This window comes from Gallibacterium faecale (assembly GCF_027920745.1).
GTDB lineage: Bacteria > Pseudomonadota > Gammaproteobacteria > Enterobacterales > Pasteurellaceae > Gallibacterium > Gallibacterium faecale.
The window spans coordinates 36,520-52,389 of sequence record NZ_JAQIBB010000023.1; the positions used below are offsets into that span (position 1 = coordinate 36,520).

At 38.0% G+C, this 15,870-nt stretch carries 19 protein-coding genes, 4 tRNA genes and 1 CRISPR repeat array; of the genes, 19 read left to right on the forward strand and 4 right to left on the reverse strand.

Annotated features, from left to right (window positions below):
• The first annotated feature begins 4 nt into the window (after window positions 1-4).
• The 14 genes from rplF to murA all read left to right on the forward strand — a co-directional run bounded on the left by rplF (window position 5) and on the right by murA (window position 9,261).
• Entirely contained in the window at window positions 5-538 is a 534-nt protein-coding gene (gene rplF / locus PF272_RS01915; protein WP_271141418.1) for a 50S ribosomal protein L6, read from the forward strand.
• Between the two features lie 13 nt (window positions 539-551).
• A complete protein-coding gene (gene rplR, locus PF272_RS01920; RefSeq protein WP_013745947.1) occupies window positions 552-905 on the forward strand; it encodes a 50S ribosomal protein L18 in 354 nt (117 codons plus the stop codon).
• A gap of 15 nt (window positions 906-920) precedes the next feature.
• Window positions 921-1,421: a 30S ribosomal protein S5 gene (rpsE, locus tag PF272_RS01925; RefSeq protein WP_065234040.1), complete on the forward strand. Its 501-nt coding sequence runs from the start codon at window positions 921-923 to the stop codon at window positions 1,419-1,421.
• Window positions 1,422-1,427: 6 nt separating this feature from the next.
• Complete coding sequence (gene rpmD / locus PF272_RS01930) at window positions 1,428-1,607, forward strand: 50S ribosomal protein L30 (RefSeq protein WP_013745945.1); 180 nt, start codon at window positions 1,428-1,430, stop codon at window positions 1,605-1,607.
• 3 nt (window positions 1,608-1,610) lie between these two features.
• Window positions 1,611-2,045 carry a 50S ribosomal protein L15 gene (rplO, locus tag PF272_RS01935; RefSeq protein ID WP_065234041.1) on the forward strand — a complete coding sequence of 145 codons (435 nt, stop codon included), beginning with the start codon at window positions 1,611-1,613 and terminating at the stop codon, window positions 2,043-2,045.
• Window positions 2,046-2,052: 7 nt separating this feature from the next.
• Window positions 2,053-3,375, forward strand: coding sequence for a preprotein translocase subunit SecY (gene secY, locus PF272_RS01940; protein ID WP_065234042.1), 1,323 nt, complete (start codon window positions 2,053-2,055; stop codon window positions 3,373-3,375).
• Window positions 3,376-3,412: 37 nt separating this feature from the next.
• On the forward strand, window positions 3,413-3,526 hold the full coding sequence (gene rpmJ, locus PF272_RS01945) for a 50S ribosomal protein L36 (RefSeq protein WP_005548767.1): 114 nt from the start codon (window positions 3,413-3,415) through the stop codon (window positions 3,524-3,526).
• A gap of 148 nt (window positions 3,527-3,674) precedes the next feature.
• Complete coding sequence (rpsM, locus tag PF272_RS01950; protein WP_013745942.1) at window positions 3,675-4,031, forward strand: 30S ribosomal protein S13; 357 nt, start codon at window positions 3,675-3,677, stop codon at window positions 4,029-4,031.
• Window positions 4,032-4,046: 15 nt separating this feature from the next.
• Window positions 4,047-4,436 carry a 30S ribosomal protein S11 gene (gene rpsK / locus PF272_RS01955; protein ID WP_012072238.1) on the forward strand — a complete coding sequence of 130 codons (390 nt, stop codon included), beginning with the start codon at window positions 4,047-4,049 and terminating at the stop codon, window positions 4,434-4,436.
• Window positions 4,437-4,464: 28 nt separating this feature from the next.
• The gene (rpsD, locus tag PF272_RS01960; protein WP_065234043.1) at window positions 4,465-5,085 is read left to right on the forward strand and encodes a 30S ribosomal protein S4; all 621 of its coding nucleotides are present in this window, start codon (window positions 4,465-4,467) and stop codon (window positions 5,083-5,085) included.
• A gap of 28 nt (window positions 5,086-5,113) precedes the next feature.
• Entirely contained in the window at window positions 5,114-6,097 is a 984-nt protein-coding gene (locus tag PF272_RS01965) for a DNA-directed RNA polymerase subunit alpha (protein ID WP_065234044.1), read from the forward strand.
• 41 nt (window positions 6,098-6,138) lie between these two features.
• Window positions 6,139-6,528 carry a 50S ribosomal protein L17 gene (gene rplQ / locus PF272_RS01970; RefSeq protein ID WP_271141419.1) on the forward strand — a complete coding sequence of 130 codons (390 nt, stop codon included), beginning with the start codon at window positions 6,139-6,141 and terminating at the stop codon, window positions 6,526-6,528.
• A 275-nt stretch (window positions 6,529-6,803) separates the two neighbouring features.
• Window positions 6,804-7,814, forward strand: coding sequence for an extracellular solute-binding protein (locus PF272_RS01975; RefSeq protein WP_413789412.1), 1,011 nt, complete (start codon window positions 6,804-6,806; stop codon window positions 7,812-7,814).
• Between the two features lie 172 nt (window positions 7,815-7,986).
• Window positions 7,987-9,261 carry a UDP-N-acetylglucosamine 1-carboxyvinyltransferase gene (murA, locus tag PF272_RS01980; protein WP_271141421.1) on the forward strand — a complete coding sequence of 425 codons (1,275 nt, stop codon included), beginning with the start codon at window positions 7,987-7,989 and terminating at the stop codon, window positions 9,259-9,261.
• Between the two features lie 220 nt (window positions 9,262-9,481).
• A CRISPR array of direct repeats spans window positions 9,482-10,444; the repeat unit is 32 nt; unit sequence GCAGCTACGTTCACGTAGCTGTGTGTTGAAAC.
• A 105-nt stretch (window positions 10,445-10,549) separates the two neighbouring features.
• On the opposite strand, the gene pyrG is transcribed toward murA, so the two are convergent.
• From pyrG to PF272_RS01995, 3 genes are all read right to left on the reverse strand, one after another.
• Window positions 10,550-12,187 carry a glutamine hydrolyzing CTP synthase gene (gene pyrG / locus PF272_RS01985; protein ID WP_065234048.1) on the reverse strand — a complete coding sequence of 546 codons (1,638 nt, stop codon included), beginning with the start codon at window positions 12,185-12,187 and terminating at the stop codon, window positions 10,550-10,552.
• Between the two features lie 145 nt (window positions 12,188-12,332).
• On the reverse strand, window positions 12,333-13,106 hold the full coding sequence (locus PF272_RS01990) for an ABC transporter permease (protein ID WP_065239076.1): 774 nt from the start codon (window positions 13,104-13,106) through the stop codon (window positions 12,333-12,335).
• Complete coding sequence (locus tag PF272_RS01995; RefSeq protein ID WP_271141422.1) at window positions 13,099-13,731, reverse strand: ABC transporter ATP-binding protein; 633 nt, start codon at window positions 13,729-13,731, stop codon at window positions 13,099-13,101. Before PF272_RS01995 ends, PF272_RS01990 begins: the two co-directional genes overlap by 8 nt.
• 49 nt (window positions 13,732-13,780) lie before the next feature.
• Here PF272_RS01995 and PF272_RS02000 point away from each other — a divergent pair, with 49 nt between their 5' ends.
• Entirely contained in the window at window positions 13,781-14,095 is a 315-nt protein-coding gene (locus tag PF272_RS02000) for a DUF2322 family protein (protein ID WP_065235153.1), read from the forward strand.
• A 3-nt stretch (window positions 14,096-14,098) separates the two neighbouring features.
• On the opposite strand, the gene coaA is transcribed toward PF272_RS02000, so the two are convergent.
• Complete coding sequence (coaA, locus tag PF272_RS02005; protein WP_271141423.1) at window positions 14,099-15,031, reverse strand: type I pantothenate kinase; 933 nt, start codon at window positions 15,029-15,031, stop codon at window positions 14,099-14,101.
• A 363-nt stretch (window positions 15,032-15,394) separates the two neighbouring features.
• Here coaA and PF272_RS02010 point away from each other — a divergent pair.
• The 4 genes from PF272_RS02010 to PF272_RS02025 all read left to right on the forward strand — a co-directional run bounded on the left by PF272_RS02010 (window position 15,395) and on the right by PF272_RS02025 (window position 15,767).
• A tRNA-Thr gene (locus tag PF272_RS02010) sits at window positions 15,395-15,470 on the forward strand.
• A 32-nt stretch (window positions 15,471-15,502) separates the two neighbouring features.
• Window positions 15,503-15,587: transfer RNA gene (locus PF272_RS02015), tRNA-Tyr, on the forward strand.
• Between the two features lie 28 nt (window positions 15,588-15,615).
• A tRNA-Gly gene (locus tag PF272_RS02020) sits at window positions 15,616-15,690 on the forward strand.
• A gap of 1 nt (window position 15,691) precedes the next feature.
• Window positions 15,692-15,767: transfer RNA gene (locus tag PF272_RS02025), tRNA-Thr, on the forward strand.
• The last annotated feature ends 103 nt before the right edge of the window (window positions 15,768-15,870 follow it).

Below are 15,870 nucleotides of genomic sequence, written 5' to 3' on the forward strand. Positions count from 1 at the left end.
GGAAATGTCTCGTGTCGCAAAAGCACCTGTTAATATTCCTGCCGGTGTAGAGGTAAAACTCGACGGACAGCTATTAACAGTAAAAGGTAAAAATGGCGAGTTAACTCGCAACATTCATAAAGCAGTTGAAGTTACAATTGATAACAATGCATTACATTTTTCACCTCGTTTAGAAATGGCTGGTGCTGATGCACAAGCTGGTACAGCGAGAGCATTAGTAAATGCAATGGTTATTGGTGTTACTGAAGGATTCACTAAAAAATTACAATTGGTTGGTGTTGGTTACAGAGCACAAATCAAAGGTAATGTGCTTGCATTAAGCTTAGGATATTCTCATCCAGTTGAGCACACTTTACCAGCAGGCATTTTAGCGGAATGTCCTTCTCAAACTGAAATTATTTTGAAAGGCGCTGATAAGCAATTAATCGGGCAAGTTGCTGCAGATATTCGTGCTTACCGTCGTCCTGAATCTTATAAAGGTAAGGGAGTACGTTACGCTGATGAAGTAGTTCGTACTAAAGAGGCTAAGAAGAAATAAGTAGGGTAACACTATGGATAAAAAATTGGCTCGTATTCGTCGTGCAACCCGTGCACGCCGTATGATTAAAGAGCAAGGTGCAACACGTTTGGTAGTACACCGTACTCCACGTCATATTTATGCTCAAGTTATTGCACCTAACGGTTCAGAAGTGCTTGCTACAGCTTCTACTCTTGAGAAAGCGATCCGTGAGCAAGTGAAATATACTGGTAATAAAGAAGCTGCAGCGGTAGTTGGTAAATTAGTTGCTGAACGTGCTTTAGAAAAAGGTATTAAAGAAGTTGCCTTTGATCGTTCAGGTTTTAAATATCATGGTCGTGTGCAGTCGTTAGCAGACGCTGCTCGTGAAGCTGGTCTACAGTTCTAATAGAGGTAATTTGAGATGGCAAGCATCGAAAAACAAGCTGGTGAACTGCAAGAGAAGCTAATCGCAGTAAACCGTGTGTCCAAAACAGTAAAAGGTGGTCGTATTATGAGCTTTACTGCTTTAACAGTAGTAGGTGATGGTAATGGCCGTGTTGGTTTTGGCTATGGTAAAGCACGCGAAGTTCCGGCAGCGATCCAAAAAGCGATGGAAAAAGCTCGTCGCAATATGGTAAACGTAGCTTTGAATGAAGGTACATTACAACATCCTATCAAAGGTAGTCACACAGGTTCTCGCGTATTTATGCAACCTGCAAGCGAAGGTACTGGTATCATCGCTGGTGGTGCAATGCGTGCAGTATTAGAGGTGGCTGGTATTCGTAACGTACTATCAAAAGCTTACGGTTCAACAAACCCAATCAACGTAGTTCGTGCTACGATTGATGCGTTAGCTAATATGAAATCACCAGAAATGGTCGCAGCTAAACGTGGTAAAACAGTTGATGAAATTTTGGGGTAATTGATCATGGCAAAAACTATTAAAGTAACTCAAACTCGTAGTTCAATTGGTCGTTTACCAAAACATAAAGCTACTTTACGTGGTTTAGGTCTTCGTCATCTTAACCACACTGTTGAGTTAGTTGATACTGCAGCAGTTAGAGGTATGATCAATCAAGTATCATACATGGTTAAAGTGGAGGAGTAATAAATGCGTTTAAATACTCTATCTCCGGCTGAAGGTTCTAAACACAGTGCTAAACGTCTTGGACGTGGTATTGGTTCTGGTTTAGGTAAAACTGGTGGTCGTGGTCATAAAGGTCAAAAAGCACGTACCGGCGGTGGTGTAAGACGTGGTTTTGAAGGTGGTCAAATGCCTTTATACCGTCGTTTGCCTAAGTTTGGTTTCACTTCAATGAAAGCAGCTGTAACAGCTGAAGTACGTTTAAGTGATTTAGCAAAAGTTTCTGGTAATGAAATTACATTAGAATCTCTTAAAGAAGCTAAAGTGATTTCTTCAGAAATCCAATTCGCTAAGATTATTCTTTCAGGTGAAGTTAAGTCTGGCGTCGTTGTTCGTGGTTTACGAGTGACTAAAGGTGCTAAAGCAGCAATTGAAGCTGCTGGCGGTTCAATTGAGGAATAATTAACAGATGGCTAAACAACCGGGATATCAAAATAGAAGTACTCATAGCGGTACAAGTGAATTAAAGCGCCGTTTATTATTTGTTTTAGGTGCACTGATTGTATTCCGCATTGGATCTTTCATCCCGGTTCCTGGCATTGATTCTGCCGTATTGGCTCAAGTTATTGAACAACAAAAAGGTACTATCGTGGATATGTTCAACATGTTCTCTGGTGGTGCCTTGAGCCGTGCGTCAGTATTTGCTTTAGGGATCATGCCATATATTTCGGCATCGATCATTATTCAGCTATTGACGTCTGTTTATCCTGCATTAGCAGAGTTAAAGAAAGAAGGTGAAGCAGGAAGACGTAAGATTAGCAAATATACTCGCTATTCTACGTTGGCACTTGCAACCATTCAGGCAATTGGTATCTCAACAGGGTTACCAAATATGTTACCTGGATTGGTACCTAATTTAGGATTTGGTTTCTACTTTACTGCAGTTATCAGTTTGGTAACAGGAACAATGTTCTTAATGTGGTTAGGGGAACAAATTACTGAAAGAGGTGTTGGTAACGGTATTTCTTTAATTATTTTTGCAGGGATTGTTGCAGGATTACCTGCAGCAATTGCGCATACAATTGAACAAGCTCGTCAAGGTCAGATGCATCTGCTAGTTCTCTTATTAATTGCTGTTGTTGTATTTGCAGTAACTTATTTTGTTGTATTTGTAGAACGTGGACAAAGAAGATTAGTCGTTAACTATGCAAAACGTCAACAAGGACGTCATATGTTAGCTGCGCAAAGTTCACATTTACCTCTTAAGGTTAATATGGCAGGGGTTATCCCAGCAATCTTTGCGTCAAGTATTATTTTGTTCCCAGCAACAATTACACAATGGTTTGGTCAAGGACAAGGTTTAGATTGGTTAAATGATTTATCTATGTTGTTACATCCAGGACAACCTTTATACTTGATTTTATATGCAGTAGCGATTATATTCTTCAGCTTTTTCTATTCTGCGATGCAATATAATCCTAGAGATACAGCGGATAATTTGAAAAAATCTGGTGCATTTTTGCCAGGAATTAGACCGGGGGAACAAACATCACGTTACATTGATAAGATAATGACTCGTTTAGCATTAATTGGCGGTCTTTATGTTACCTTTGTATGTTTAGTTCCGTACATTATGACATCAGCATGGAATGTTCAATTCTATTTTGGCGGTACTTCTTTACTGATTGTTGTAGTGGTAATTATGGATTTCATCGCTCAGGTTCAAAGTCACTTGATGTCAAGTCAGTATGAATCAGTGTTGAAAAAAGCAAACCTTAAAGGGACAAGATAATAGATAATATTATCTTCCAAATTAAAAAGGATAAGCAATGAAAGTTCGTGCGTCCGTAAAGAAATTATGTCGTAACTGTAAGATTGTTAAACGTGAAGGCGTAGTTCGTGTGCTTTGCAGCGATCCTAAACATAAACAACGTCAAGGTTAATTGATATATTTTTCTTGAAAAGAATTGGTTGAGTAGGTATACTGCTCGACTCCTTTATATAGTGTATTGGTATGTTGTTTGAGTATCCTGAAACGGGCTTTTCAGATCAACATACCAGATTTTAGTAATCAAAAAATAGGAGTGCATAGTGGCCCGTATTGCAGGCATTAACATTCCTGATCATAAACACGCTGTAATTGCTTTAACAGCAATCTATGGTATCGGTAAAACCCGTGCTCAACATATTTGTGATGCAGTGGGTATTGCAGGAAGCGTTAAGATCAGCGAATTGTCTGAAGAGCAGATTGATAAACTGCGTGACGAAGTTGGTAAATTTACTGTTGAAGGTGATTTACGCCGTGAAGTAACACTAAACATCAAACGTCTTTTAGACTTAGGATGCTACCGTGGATTACGTCATCGTCGTAGCTTACCGGTACGTGGTCAACGTACTAAAACTAACGCGCGTACCCGTAAGGGCCCACGCAAACCGATCAAGAAATAATCGGGGTAAATGATAATGGCTAAAACACCAGTTCGTGCGCGTAAGCGTGTAAAAAAACAAGTTGTAGATGGCGTGGCTCATATTCATGCTTCTTTCAACAATACTATTGTTACGATCACTGATCGCCAAGGTAATGCTCTAGCATGGGCTACTGCAGGTGGTTCAGGTTTCCGTGGTTCTCGTAAATCTACTCCGTTTGCTGCACAAGTTGCTGCAGAACGTTGTGCCGAAATGGTTAAAGAATTCGGCTTAAAGAACTTGGAAGTTATGGTTAAAGGACCTGGTCCTGGTCGTGAGTCAACAATCCGTGCATTAAATGCTGCAGGATTCCGCATCACTAACATTACTGATGTGACTCCGATTCCTCATAACGGTTGTCGTCCACCGAAAAAACGTCGTGTGTAAGACGTGTTAGGATAGTTGGAGAAAGAAAATGGCAAGATATTTGGGGCCTAAGCTCAAACTAAGCCGTCGTGAGGGCACAGACTTATTTTTGAAGTCAGGTGTTCGTGCGATTGAGTCAAAATGTAAAATTGATACTGCACCAGGTCAACACGGTGCACGTAAGCCACGTTTATCTGACTATGGTAGTCAATTACGTGAGAAACAAAAAGTTCGTCGTATGTACGGCATTTTAGAACGTCAATTCCGTAACTATTACAAAGAAGCTAACCGCTTGAAAGGTAACACCGGTGAAAACCTATTAGTGTTATTGGAAGGTCGTTTAGACAATGTTGTATATCGTATGGGATTTGCAGCAACACGTGCAGAAGCTCGTCAATTAGTTAGCCACAAGGCTATCGTTGTTAATGGACGTGTAGTAAACATTCCTTCTTACCAAGTTTCTGTTGATGATGTTATCGCAGTGCGTGAAAAATCTAAAAAACAAGCTCGTATTAAAGCATCATTAGAATTAGCAGAACAAAGAGAAAAACCAACTTGGTTAGAAGTCGATGCTGCTAAAATGGAAGGTGTTTTCAAACGTATTCCAGAACGTTCTGATTTATCAGCAGACATTAACGAACATCTGATCGTTGAGCTTTACTCTAAATAATAAAGCTTAACAGCAAAGAGAGGATAAAATGCAGGGTTCTGTTACAGAATTTTTAAAGCCACACTTAGTAGATATTGAGCAAATTAGCTCTACCCATGCTAAAGTGACCTTAGAGCCGTTAGAACGTGGCTTTGGCCATACATTGGGTAATGCATTACGTCGTATTCTTTTGTCATCTATGCCTGGTTGTGCAGTGACAGAAGTTGAAATTGATGGTGTATTGCATGAGTACAGCAGTAAAGAAGGGGTTCAAGAAGATATTCTTGAAGTGCTTTTAAACTTAAAAGGTCTAGCGGTTAAAGTGCAGAATAAAGATGACGTATTTCTGACACTAACAAAATCTGGAATTGGCCCTGTTGTTGCCGCGGACATCACTCATGATGGTGATGTTGAAATCGTAAATCCGGATCATGTCATTTGTCATTTGACAGATGAAAATGCCTCTATTAATATGCGCATTCGTGTACAACGTGGTAGAGGATATGTTCCTGCATCAGCACGTGTACATGATGAAGAACGCCCAATTGGTCGTTTATTAGTGGATGCGTGTTATAGTCCAGTTGACCGTATTGCTTATAATGTGGAAGCAGCACGTGTTGAACAACGTACTGACTTAGATAAGTTAGTTATTGAAATGGAAACTAATGGCACATTGGATCCAGAAGAAGCGATTCGTCGAGCAGCAACAATTTTAGCAGAACAGCTTGATGCATTCGTTGATTTGCGTGATGTTCGTCAACCTGAAGTCAAAGAAGAAAAACCAGAGTTTGATCCGATTTTACTTCGTCCAGTGGATGACTTAGAGTTGACAGTTCGTTCTGCTAACTGTTTGAAAGCAGAAACAATTCACTATATCGGTGATCTAGTTCAACGTACAGAAGTTGAGTTACTTAAAACACCTAATCTTGGTAAGAAATCTCTTACTGAAATTAAGGATGTGCTCGCTTCTCGTGGCTTATCACTTGGTATGCGCCTTGAGAATTGGCCACCGGCAGGTATTGCCGAAGACTAGTTTGGTCATAGGTTAAAGATTTTTCTGAGAAGGATAAGGTCATGCGCCATCGTAAGAGTGGTCGTCAACTAAACCGTAATAGCAGTCATCGCCAAGCGATGTTTCGTAATATGGCAAGTTCTTTAGTTAGTCATGAAATCATCAAGACTACATTGCCTAAAGCAAAAGAATTACGTCGTGTAGTTGAGCCGTTAATTACTTTAGCTAAAGTAGATAGCGTTGCAAATCGCCGTCTAGCTTTTGCTCGTGTTCGCGACAACGCAGTTGTTGCTAAATTATTTAATGAATTAGGTCCACGTTTTGCTGAACGTGCGGGTGGTTATACTCGTATCTTAAAATGTGGTTTCCGTGCCGGTGATAATGCAGCAATGGCATACATTGAATTAGTTGATCGTCAAGTTACTGAAGAAGCAGCTGTAGCGGCAGAATAATTCAAAATTCATTTTCTATAAAAAACTGCATCCCAATGGATGCAGTTTTTTTATCTCTTGATTTAGCTATTCTTGATTTAGCTATTACTTTCTATTCTTAATAACAAATTAGCATAAAGTTTCTAGACTTTACGAACGTTTTTTATTTTTAAAGTCACTAATAAGTTGCTATACTCAGCAAGTTTTTTAACTAATCGCTATTTTGCTGTATAAAAAGCAAGCTTTGGAGGACTTATAAATTGAAATTTTTATCTTTTTCTCAGCTATCTAAAACAATTCTACTTTCTTTTCCTATCTTATTTAGTTCATCTCTTCTTGCAGAAAAACTCTACATTTATAACTGGACAGAATATATTCCTACATCATTACTTAATCAATTTACTAAAGAAACTGGAATTGAAATTGTGTATTCAACTTTTGAAAGTAATGAAGAAATGTATTCGAAGATGAAATTAACTAATGGGGGAGAATATGATTTAGTTTTCCCATCTAGTTATTACATCGGTAAGATGGCAAAGGAAGGAATGTTAGAGAAATTAGATAAGAGTAAGTTAAAAAATTTTTCTCAAATTACACCGGATTTATTAAATAAGCATTTTGATCCTAATAATCAATACTCTTTACCATATGTCTATGGTTTGACAGGAATTGGTCTGAACACAGCAGAAATTGAGCCAAGTAAAGTAACAAGTTGGTCTGATTTATGGAATCCTGAATATAAAGGTAAAGTATTATTAACTACTGATTCACGAGAAGTATTTCATATTGCTTTATTACTAAAAGGATTCTCTCCTAATACAAAAAATGAAAAAGAGATTGAATCTGCCTATCATCTATTACAAAAACTCATTCCAAATGTACTCGCATTTAATTCTGATTCACCAGATGTTCCTTATTTACAAGGCGAAGTTTCATTGGGGATGATTTGGAATGGTTCCGCATTCCGTGCGCATAAAGAGAATGAAAATATTAAATTTGTTTATCCAAAAGAAGGCGTCATTATTTGGATGGATAATTATGCAATTCCTAAAAATGCAAAACATAAAAGTGCTGCATATAAGTTCATTGATTTTATGTTAAGACCTGAAAGTGCCAAAGAAGTGATAGAAACAATGGGGTTTTCTATGCCAAATGAAGGTGTAAAAACACTCCTTTCAGGAGAAGATGTTAATGATCCAACATTATTTCCAAGCAAAGAAGAGCTTCAAAAGGGTATTTTACAAGAGGATGTTGGTGATGCTATTGATATTTATGAAAAATATTGGAATAAGTTAAAAACTAATTAAGGTTTTTCGGCGATTTCCTCTCAAGAAATGTATATAATTATGCATATGCTTAAAGCTCCCTCATTATGTTTGCCCATAGTGAGGGAGTTATATTAATCAAATCTTTCAGAAAGTTTTACTTATTATCCTTCCATTATTAGTGGATTAAATTAGACATTTTATAGGAATTATTATGGAAAAGTTTCGTGTTCATGGGCGAGCTTGCTTAAAAGGTACAGTTAATATTTCTGGTGCGAAAAATGCGGCATTACCAATTCTATTTGCTTCAATTCTTGCTGAAGAACCAGTGACATTACACAATGTTCCTCGCCTACGTGATATTGAAACCACATTAAAAATTTTACGTAAATTGGGAATTAAAGCAGATTGGTGTGGTGAACAGACAGTTTGTATTGATGCAAACAATGTGACTAGCTTTGTTACACCTTATGAATTAGTTAAAACAATGCGTGCATCAATTTGGGCATTAGCACCATTGACAGCACGTTTTAACCAAGGACAAGTATCTTTACCGGGTGGTTGTTCGATTGGAGCAAGACCAGTTGATTTACATATTTCTGGGTTAGAAAAATTAGGTGCAAAAATTACTTTGGAAGATGGGTATGTGAAATCATTCGTTTCTTCCCGTTTACAAGGAACCCGCATTGTTATCGATAAAGTCAGTGTAGGTGCAACTATTTCTATTATGACTGCAGCGGTGTTAGCGAAAGGGACAAGTGTTATTGAAAATGCTGCAAGAGAGCCAGAAATTGTGGATACTGCAGAGTTTTTGAATAAGATGGGAGCAAAAATTCAAGGGGCTGGTACAGATACTATTACAGTAGAAGGTGTCGAACGTTTAGGGGGCTGCGAACATACCGTGATCCCTGATCGTATTGAAACAGGAACGTTTCTTGTGGCAGCAGCTGTATCAGGTGGACGAGTTGAATGTCTTGGTACACGAGCTAATACACTTGAAGTAGTGATTGAAAAACTACGAGAAGCAGGTGCACAAATTGATGTAACAGAGAATAGTATTACCTTAGATATGTTTGGTCAGCGTCCTAAAGCAGTCAATATTCGTACTGCACCCCATCCAGGTTTCCCAACAGATATGCAAGCACAATTTACTTTATTGAATATGGTTGCCTGCGGGACAGGGATTATTACTGAAACCATCTTTGAAAATCGTTTTATGCATATTCCAGAATTAATTCGGATGGGAGCAAAAGTCGAAATTGAAGGTAATACTGCAATTTGTCATGGCGTGGATCATCTTAGTGGTGCTGAAGTAATGGCAACAGATCTCCGCGCTTCTGCTAGTTTAGTTATTGCAGGGTGTATTGCACAAGGTGAAACTATTGTTGACCGGATTTATCACATTGATCGTGGTTATGAACATATTGAGGAAAAGTTACGTGGATTAGGTGCTCGTATCGAGCGTTTTTCTGATGCGGAAACTGCATAGATATATTCGTTATTAATTTAATTTGTCGAATCGCTAATCTCTTGTTCTCATAAAAAAAGCAATAGGTTAGCGATTTTTTTTCAGGTATTGTAATACTTGAATTAAACAAAATAAGTGTAACAAGAAAAGTAGGTTATACTTATGTTTGATCCCTATTTTGGATAAGTTAGCGAATGAAGTATTGTATAGACTTGATTTGCAAGCTTTAGTGAAGTAGGGAGCAGCTACGTTCACGTAGCTGTGTGTTGAAACACCATAATGAGTTGTGAGAAGAACAAATTAATAAGGCAGCTACGTTCACGTAGCTGTGTGTTGAAACACGGGCTGAGTTAAAAGCTAAAAATACCTCATGCGCAGCTACGTTCACGTAGCTGTGTGTTGAAACCATTCAGTGGCAGACAACCACCAATGGCAACAGGGCAGCTACGTTCACGTAGCTGTGTGTTGAAACCTCCTTTTGTGTATGGAGGCTTTACCATAATACAGCAGCTACGTTCACGTAGCTGTGTGTTGAAACTAGTGATTTTTATGCTATTTTTGCGGTTCCTCGTGAGCAGCTACGTTCACGTAGCTGTGTGTTGAAACATAAAAAAGAGGCTAAAGACGATGAGCAGAATAGGCAGCTACGTTCACGTAGCTGTGTGTTGAAACATCCTCTGCCATCTGCAATATTTGCCTTAACGAAAGCAGCTACGTTCACGTAGCTGTGTGTTGAAACACACACCTCAAAGAAAGACGGAAATCCGTCTATGCAGCTACGTTCACGTAGCTGTGTGTTGAAACTTTAATCTTGTGGGAAAAATAAGATATACACAAAAGCAGCTACGTTCACGTAGCTGTGTGTTGAAACTCGGTCTCCAGAACCAAAATCAGCAAGCCAATCAGCAGCTACGTTCACGTAGCTGTGTGTTGAAACTGACTCGTTGTAAAGTCGATGAAATGATTTAAAAGCAGCTACGTTCACGTAGCTGTGTGTTGAAACCATTGCATAGAATAACTATTAACTGCGGGTACTGGCAGCTACGTTCACGTAGCTGTGTGTTGAAACGTTTTAGATTGCAACATAATCACATACTGATTAGGCAGCTACATTCGCGTAGCTGTGTGTTGAAACAAAATCTAACAAAGCTATTATATGGATCGTCTGGAAGGCAGCTACGTTCACGTAGCTGTGTGCTAAAACAGCTACTTTCGTGTACCCAAATGCCAAACAATAAAAAATCTGCGCTTTAATGTAGTAATAATTAAAGTGCAGATCATTTAAAAAAGTTGGGTTTAGTTAAATAACTTAATTTTTTTGTTGTTTTTGATAAGCGTAAGCTGCTTTAATAAATCCTTCAAATAATGGATGTCCATCACGAGGTGTTGAGGTAAATTCTGGATGGAATTGGCAAGCGACAAACCAAGGATGATTTGGCACTTCAATAATCTCAACTAATTTCTTATCAGCTGACCAACCAGTAACTTTTAAGCCCGCTTTTTCGATTTGTGGAAGTAACTTATTGTTTACTTCATAACGATGACGATGACGTTCTTCAATGGTTTCTTTACCATATAATTGGCGAGCTAGGCTACCTTCCACAAGATGGCATTGTTGCGCACCAAGACGCATTGTACCGCCAAGATCAGATTTATCACTGCGTACTTCAACATTACCATCAGCATCTTGCCATTCAGTAATTAAGCCAATTACAGGTTGTGGACAGTTCTTATCAAACTCTGATGAACTCGCCTCTTTCATACCAGCGACATGACGAGCATATTCGATAAGAGCAATTTGCATACCTAAACAAATACCTAAATAAGGAATATTATTCTCGCGTGCATATTGAGCAGTTAATATCTTTCCTTCAATTCCACGATAACCGAAACCACCTGGAACAAGAATAGCATCAAGACCTTTTAATAATTCGGTGCCTTTTGATTCAATATCTTGAGAATCAATATATTTGATATTGACACTTAAGCGATTTTTTAAGCCACCATGTTTTAAAGCTTCATTAACCGATTTATAAGCATCTGGCAATTCAGTATATTTACCAACCATACCAATCGTAACTTCACCAATTGGGTTAGCTTCTTGATAGAGTACATTTTCCCATTCAGAAAGATCTGCTTCTGGACAGTCTAAATGGAAACGTTGGCAAATAAAGTCGTCCAGCCCTTGAGATTTTAATAAAGCTGGGATTTGATAAATTGAGTTTACATCTTTTAATGAAATAACCGCTTTTTCTGGCACGTTACAGAAAAGAGCAATTTTTGCACGTTCATTTGGTGGAATAATACGATCAGAACGACAAATTAATACATCAGGTTGAATACCGATTGATAATAACTCTTTAACAGAGTGTTGAGTTGGTTTAGTTTTTACTTCACCTGCGGTAGCAATATAAGGTACCAGCGTTAAGTGCATGAATAGCGTTCTTTCACGCCCAACTTGCACAGCGAGTTGACGCAATGCTTCTAAGAATGGTAACGATTCAATATCACCAACAGTTCCGCCAACTTCCACAATCACAACATCATGGCCTGCTGCGCCTTCGATAACTTTAGCTTTAATTTCATTAGTAATATGGGGAATCACTTGAATTGTTGCACCAAGATAGTCGCCACGACGTTCTTTACGTAAAACTTCAGAATAAATTTTCCCAGTCGTAAAGTTATTACGTTTTGTCATTTTAGTACGAATAAAGCGTTCATAATGGCCTAAGTCAAGATCTGTTTCGGCGCCGTCTTGAGTAACAAATACCTCACCATGTTGTGTTGGGCTCATAGTACCTGGATCAACGTTAATATAAGGATCCAGTTTCATCATCGTAACGTTTAGCCCACGAGCTTCTAAAATAGCTGCAAGAGATGCCGCTGCAATGCCTTTACCTAAAGAAGAAACGACACCGCCTGTGACAAAAATATAATTGGTTGCCATTGTTTATGCCTATTTAATAAAAAGTGAGTGGAAATTTAAGATTAAGAGATACGCAAGTATCAAGACGGGATGATAGTTTACAGGATTTATAAATTTAACTCAATCATAGAATCGGGAGATTGCCTTTGCGGGCAATCTCTCTTTCTTACCAAGTCATTTGTTGATCCTTATTATATAAGGAGCGGTAACCAAAATAGAGTGAACCAAAAACAGACAAACAAACGGCAGTACAAATCGCAATCATAATTGCAATTTGATACAAAATAGCGGTACTAGGTAAAGTTCCCGAAAGAATTTGCCCGGTCATTAATCCAGGGAGAGCAACGATTCCCATACCAACCATTGAGTTAAGTGTAGGTAAAAGAGCACTCTCTAAGGCTTGGTTTACAAAAGGCGTTAAAATACGTTGTGGTGTAGTACCAAAATTCAATAAGGTTTCAATCCGTTGACGTTCGCTTGCAAGGCTTTCTCGAAAAGTTTTTACTCCAAGATTCACGCCTGTCATCGCATTTCCCATAATCATTCCGCTTAGTGGAATCACATATTGTGGATGGAAAAGGTTTTCATTGACGACAACAAGAATAAAGAAAGCTAATACAGCAAGTCCAGAAAATGAAATCGAACCAATAATAGCGTATTTGAAACGAGTATTAATATTAGGGTTCTTTGATAAGACACGGTGTACAGCAAAAATGATCATTGCTAATAAATAAAGCACCGTAAAAATAGGATGGGGATTCTGAAAAATATAAGTCAAAATAAATCCGGCAAGAATAAGTTGTAACGTCATTCTTAAACTTGCTACGAACAATAATTTAGATTGATTGATCTGACACTTTTTCATAATGAAAAGGACGATCAAAAGCAGAAGGTAAACCAGACTAAAATTAAAAAGATGAATTTCAGCAATATTATTCATAATGACCTCGATGGTTTAATTCAATAATTTTGTCAGCGTAACGTTGAGTGAGCGAATGATCGTGGCTAATAATAATCAGTGTTGTATTAGGCAGACAAAATTGTTTAATTTGTTGTATCACTTGAGTTGCTACGGTGGGATCTAATGCTGATGTAGGTTCATCTAACATTAAGACTTTTGCGTTAAAGCTCAACGCAATCGCTAGAAATACACGCTGTTTTTCACCGCCAGAAAGATGCGCAACATTTTGATTTAGCGGAAAGGGAATATGGCAAATATCAAGATATTGTTGTAGCTGTTTATGTTCTGGCAGTGTATTTTCACGATAGTGATGATACTGTTGAAAATTATCTAAAATGGATCCTGGAAATAGATAAGATTGTTGTGAAGCAAGTAATACTTCGCGGCGTAATATAATTTTGTCTAATTGTTGAATATCACGATTTTGGTATAAAATTTTTCCTTCTGTGATCGGTAAGGTGTCATTAAATAGATGGAGTAAAGTGCTCTTACCACAACCACTTGGCCCTTGTAGAAAAGTTGCTTGTCCTTCAGGAATTTCAATGTTGGGATAATAGATTTTTTGCTGAAAAACAACATTTTCAGCTGATAAGATAGCGGACATAATTGATACCTAATATTTTTACATAATGATTTTATAGGAGAAATTTTATATGAATTTCCAACAAATTTTGATGACCTTGCCGCCTATTGATGAGATTCGTCAAATTGATATTTTGAATCAGAAGGGAGAAATTATACATTCTATTCCTGCAATAGCAGGAAAGTTAGGCTCGCTACGAGTTTATCATGCACTTGCACAAAAGTTTGCTGGAAAACTGGATAGTGAAAGTGCAGAGCAGGGATTAATTTGGTTTGCCGAACATTGTGATGATGCGCGTCAATATCCGGGAAAACACCCAAATATAGATCTATTATTTGCTGTGATTAAACAGCAACAGCAGTTACAAATTAATGTAATCCGTTGATAGTTATTTTCTTAATTTCACTGTATTAATGGCGTGGTCTTCACCTTTTACCAAAATTAAACTGGCTCGTTCTTTGGTTGGTAAGATATTTTCATGAAGATTTACGCCATTGATAGTATCCCAAATGTGAGAAGCAATCTCTATCGCTTCTTTTTCTGATAATTTTGCATAATGATGGAAATAAGAGTTTGGATCCGCAAACGCACTCTTACGAAATTTTAAAAAACGTTTGATATACCAACTTTTTAGCAATGTTTCTTCAGCATCAACAAAAATAGAAAAATCGACAAAGTCTGAAACGAATAAATTATGAGCCTTATGGCCGCGTTGAAGAACATTTAACCCTTCAATAATTAAGATGTCGGGCTGATTGATTTCAGTATATTGCCCTGGAATGATGTCATAAGTGAGATGTGAATACACGGGTGCTTTAACAGCCTTTTTTCCTGATTTAATATCAGAAACAAATTGGATTAAAGCATGGGTATCATACGAAACAGGGAATCCCTTCTTTCCTAATAAATCCAGTTGTTTTAACTTTTCTAAAGGATACAAAAATCCATCCGTGGTAATTAAATCAACTCGGCGATTAGCTTGCGTTAATAGTGCTTGTAGAATTCGAGCAGTGGTACTTTTCCCTACCGCAACACTTCCTGCAATACTAATAATGTAAGGGACTTTGGGATTATCGATACCAAGAAAACGTTGAATAACGGTATGACGCTGTAAATTTTCTTCTATATAGTAATTTAGCAAACGCACCAGAGGCAGATAAATAGAACTTACTTCATCTAAAGACAGTTCATCATTAAAACTAAGCAAGGGTTTTAAATCTTGTTCTGTTAATGAGAGAGGCACAGATTTTCTTAATGCTGCCCATTGTTCTCGTGCAAAAGTTAAAAAAGGAGAAAAGTTATTTACAGGCTGATTAATCACAATGTCCTTCTTATGAAGTTAATAGAGAGATTATGGCGGTATGTTATAGAAAGCGAGAACAAAAGGCAAAATTTATCTATTTATTAGCAGAGCAAGGTAAATATTAATAAAAAGAGTAGTTAATAGATGAAAGTAGATAAAAATAAAGAAATTAAGCAGTAAAAGGAGTAATTGAAAGCATATATACAGTACTTATTTTGATATCGTGTTATCGCATACTGTTGGGATTTTAGACGGAAACTGTAAAAAACAGACAATTTTTGCTTGAGATTTAGGCTACCGATAAAAAATCCTATTTTTTTTCAAAAAAAGTCTTGCCAGAAGAAAAAAGATCCCTATAATACGCCTCACTTGCTTAACGATGCCGACTTAGCTCAGCAGGTAGAGCAACTGACTTGTAATCAGTAGGTCACCAGTTCGATTCCGGTAGTCGGCACCATCTTCTCAAGTAAGTATTAGCATTAGCGTTGTGGAGGGATTCCCGAGCGGCCAAAGGGGGCAGACTGTAAATCTGTTGGCTCAGCCTTCGAAGGTTCGAATCCTTCTCCCTCCACCATTTTATGATGGGACAGATGAATATAGGTGCGGGCATCGTATAATGGCTATTACCTCAGCCTTCCAAGCTGATGATGCGGGTTCGATTCCCGCTGCCCGCTCCACGCTGATATAGCTCAGTTGGTAGAGCGCACCCTTGGTAAGGGTGAGGTCGGCGGTTCAAATCCGCCTATCAGCACCACCTCTATTTTTCTTTCCTTTTTTATTCAAATCCTGTAATTATCTTTGGTTAATGTGGTAGTTATACGCCATCGATAACCGTGTTTTTTTTAGGGGACTTTCCA

Coding starts and splice junctions, on each gene's coding strand:
- rplO (WP_065234041.1), top strand. CDS start 1,611: ATGCGTTTAAATACTCTATCTCCGGCTGAAGGTTCTAAACACAGTGCT.
- rpsD (WP_065234043.1), top strand. CDS start 4,465: ATGGCAAGATATTTGGGGCCTAAGCTCAAACTAAGCCGTCGTGAGGGC.
- rplF (WP_271141418.1), top strand. CDS start 5: ATGTCTCGTGTCGCAAAAGCACCTGTTAATATTCCTGCCGGTGTAGAG.
- rplQ (WP_271141419.1), top strand. CDS start 6,139: ATGCGCCATCGTAAGAGTGGTCGTCAACTAAACCGTAATAGCAGTCAT.
- rplR (WP_013745947.1), top strand. CDS start 552: ATGGATAAAAAATTGGCTCGTATTCGTCGTGCAACCCGTGCACGCCGT.
- PF272_RS01990 (WP_065239076.1), bottom strand. CDS start 13,106: ATGAATAATATTGCTGAAATTCATCTTTTTAATTTTAGTCTGGTTTAC.
- rpmJ (WP_005548767.1), top strand. CDS start 3,413: ATGAAAGTTCGTGCGTCCGTAAAGAAATTATGTCGTAACTGTAAGATT.
- rpmD (WP_013745945.1), top strand. CDS start 1,428: ATGGCAAAAACTATTAAAGTAACTCAAACTCGTAGTTCAATTGGTCGT.
- murA (WP_271141421.1), top strand. CDS start 7,987: ATGGAAAAGTTTCGTGTTCATGGGCGAGCTTGCTTAAAAGGTACAGTT.
- rpsK (WP_012072238.1), top strand. CDS start 4,047: ATGGCTAAAACACCAGTTCGTGCGCGTAAGCGTGTAAAAAAACAAGTT.
- pyrG (WP_065234048.1), bottom strand. CDS start 12,187: ATGGCAACCAATTATATTTTTGTCACAGGCGGTGTCGTTTCTTCTTTA.
- PF272_RS02000 (WP_065235153.1), top strand. CDS start 13,781: ATGAATTTCCAACAAATTTTGATGACCTTGCCGCCTATTGATGAGATT.
- rpsE (WP_065234040.1), top strand. CDS start 921: ATGGCAAGCATCGAAAAACAAGCTGGTGAACTGCAAGAGAAGCTAATC.
- secY (WP_065234042.1), top strand. CDS start 2,053: ATGGCTAAACAACCGGGATATCAAAATAGAAGTACTCATAGCGGTACA.
- PF272_RS01965 (WP_065234044.1), top strand. CDS start 5,114: ATGCAGGGTTCTGTTACAGAATTTTTAAAGCCACACTTAGTAGATATT.
- PF272_RS01995 (WP_271141422.1), bottom strand. CDS start 13,731: ATGTCCGCTATCTTATCAGCTGAAAATGTTGTTTTTCAGCAAAAAATC.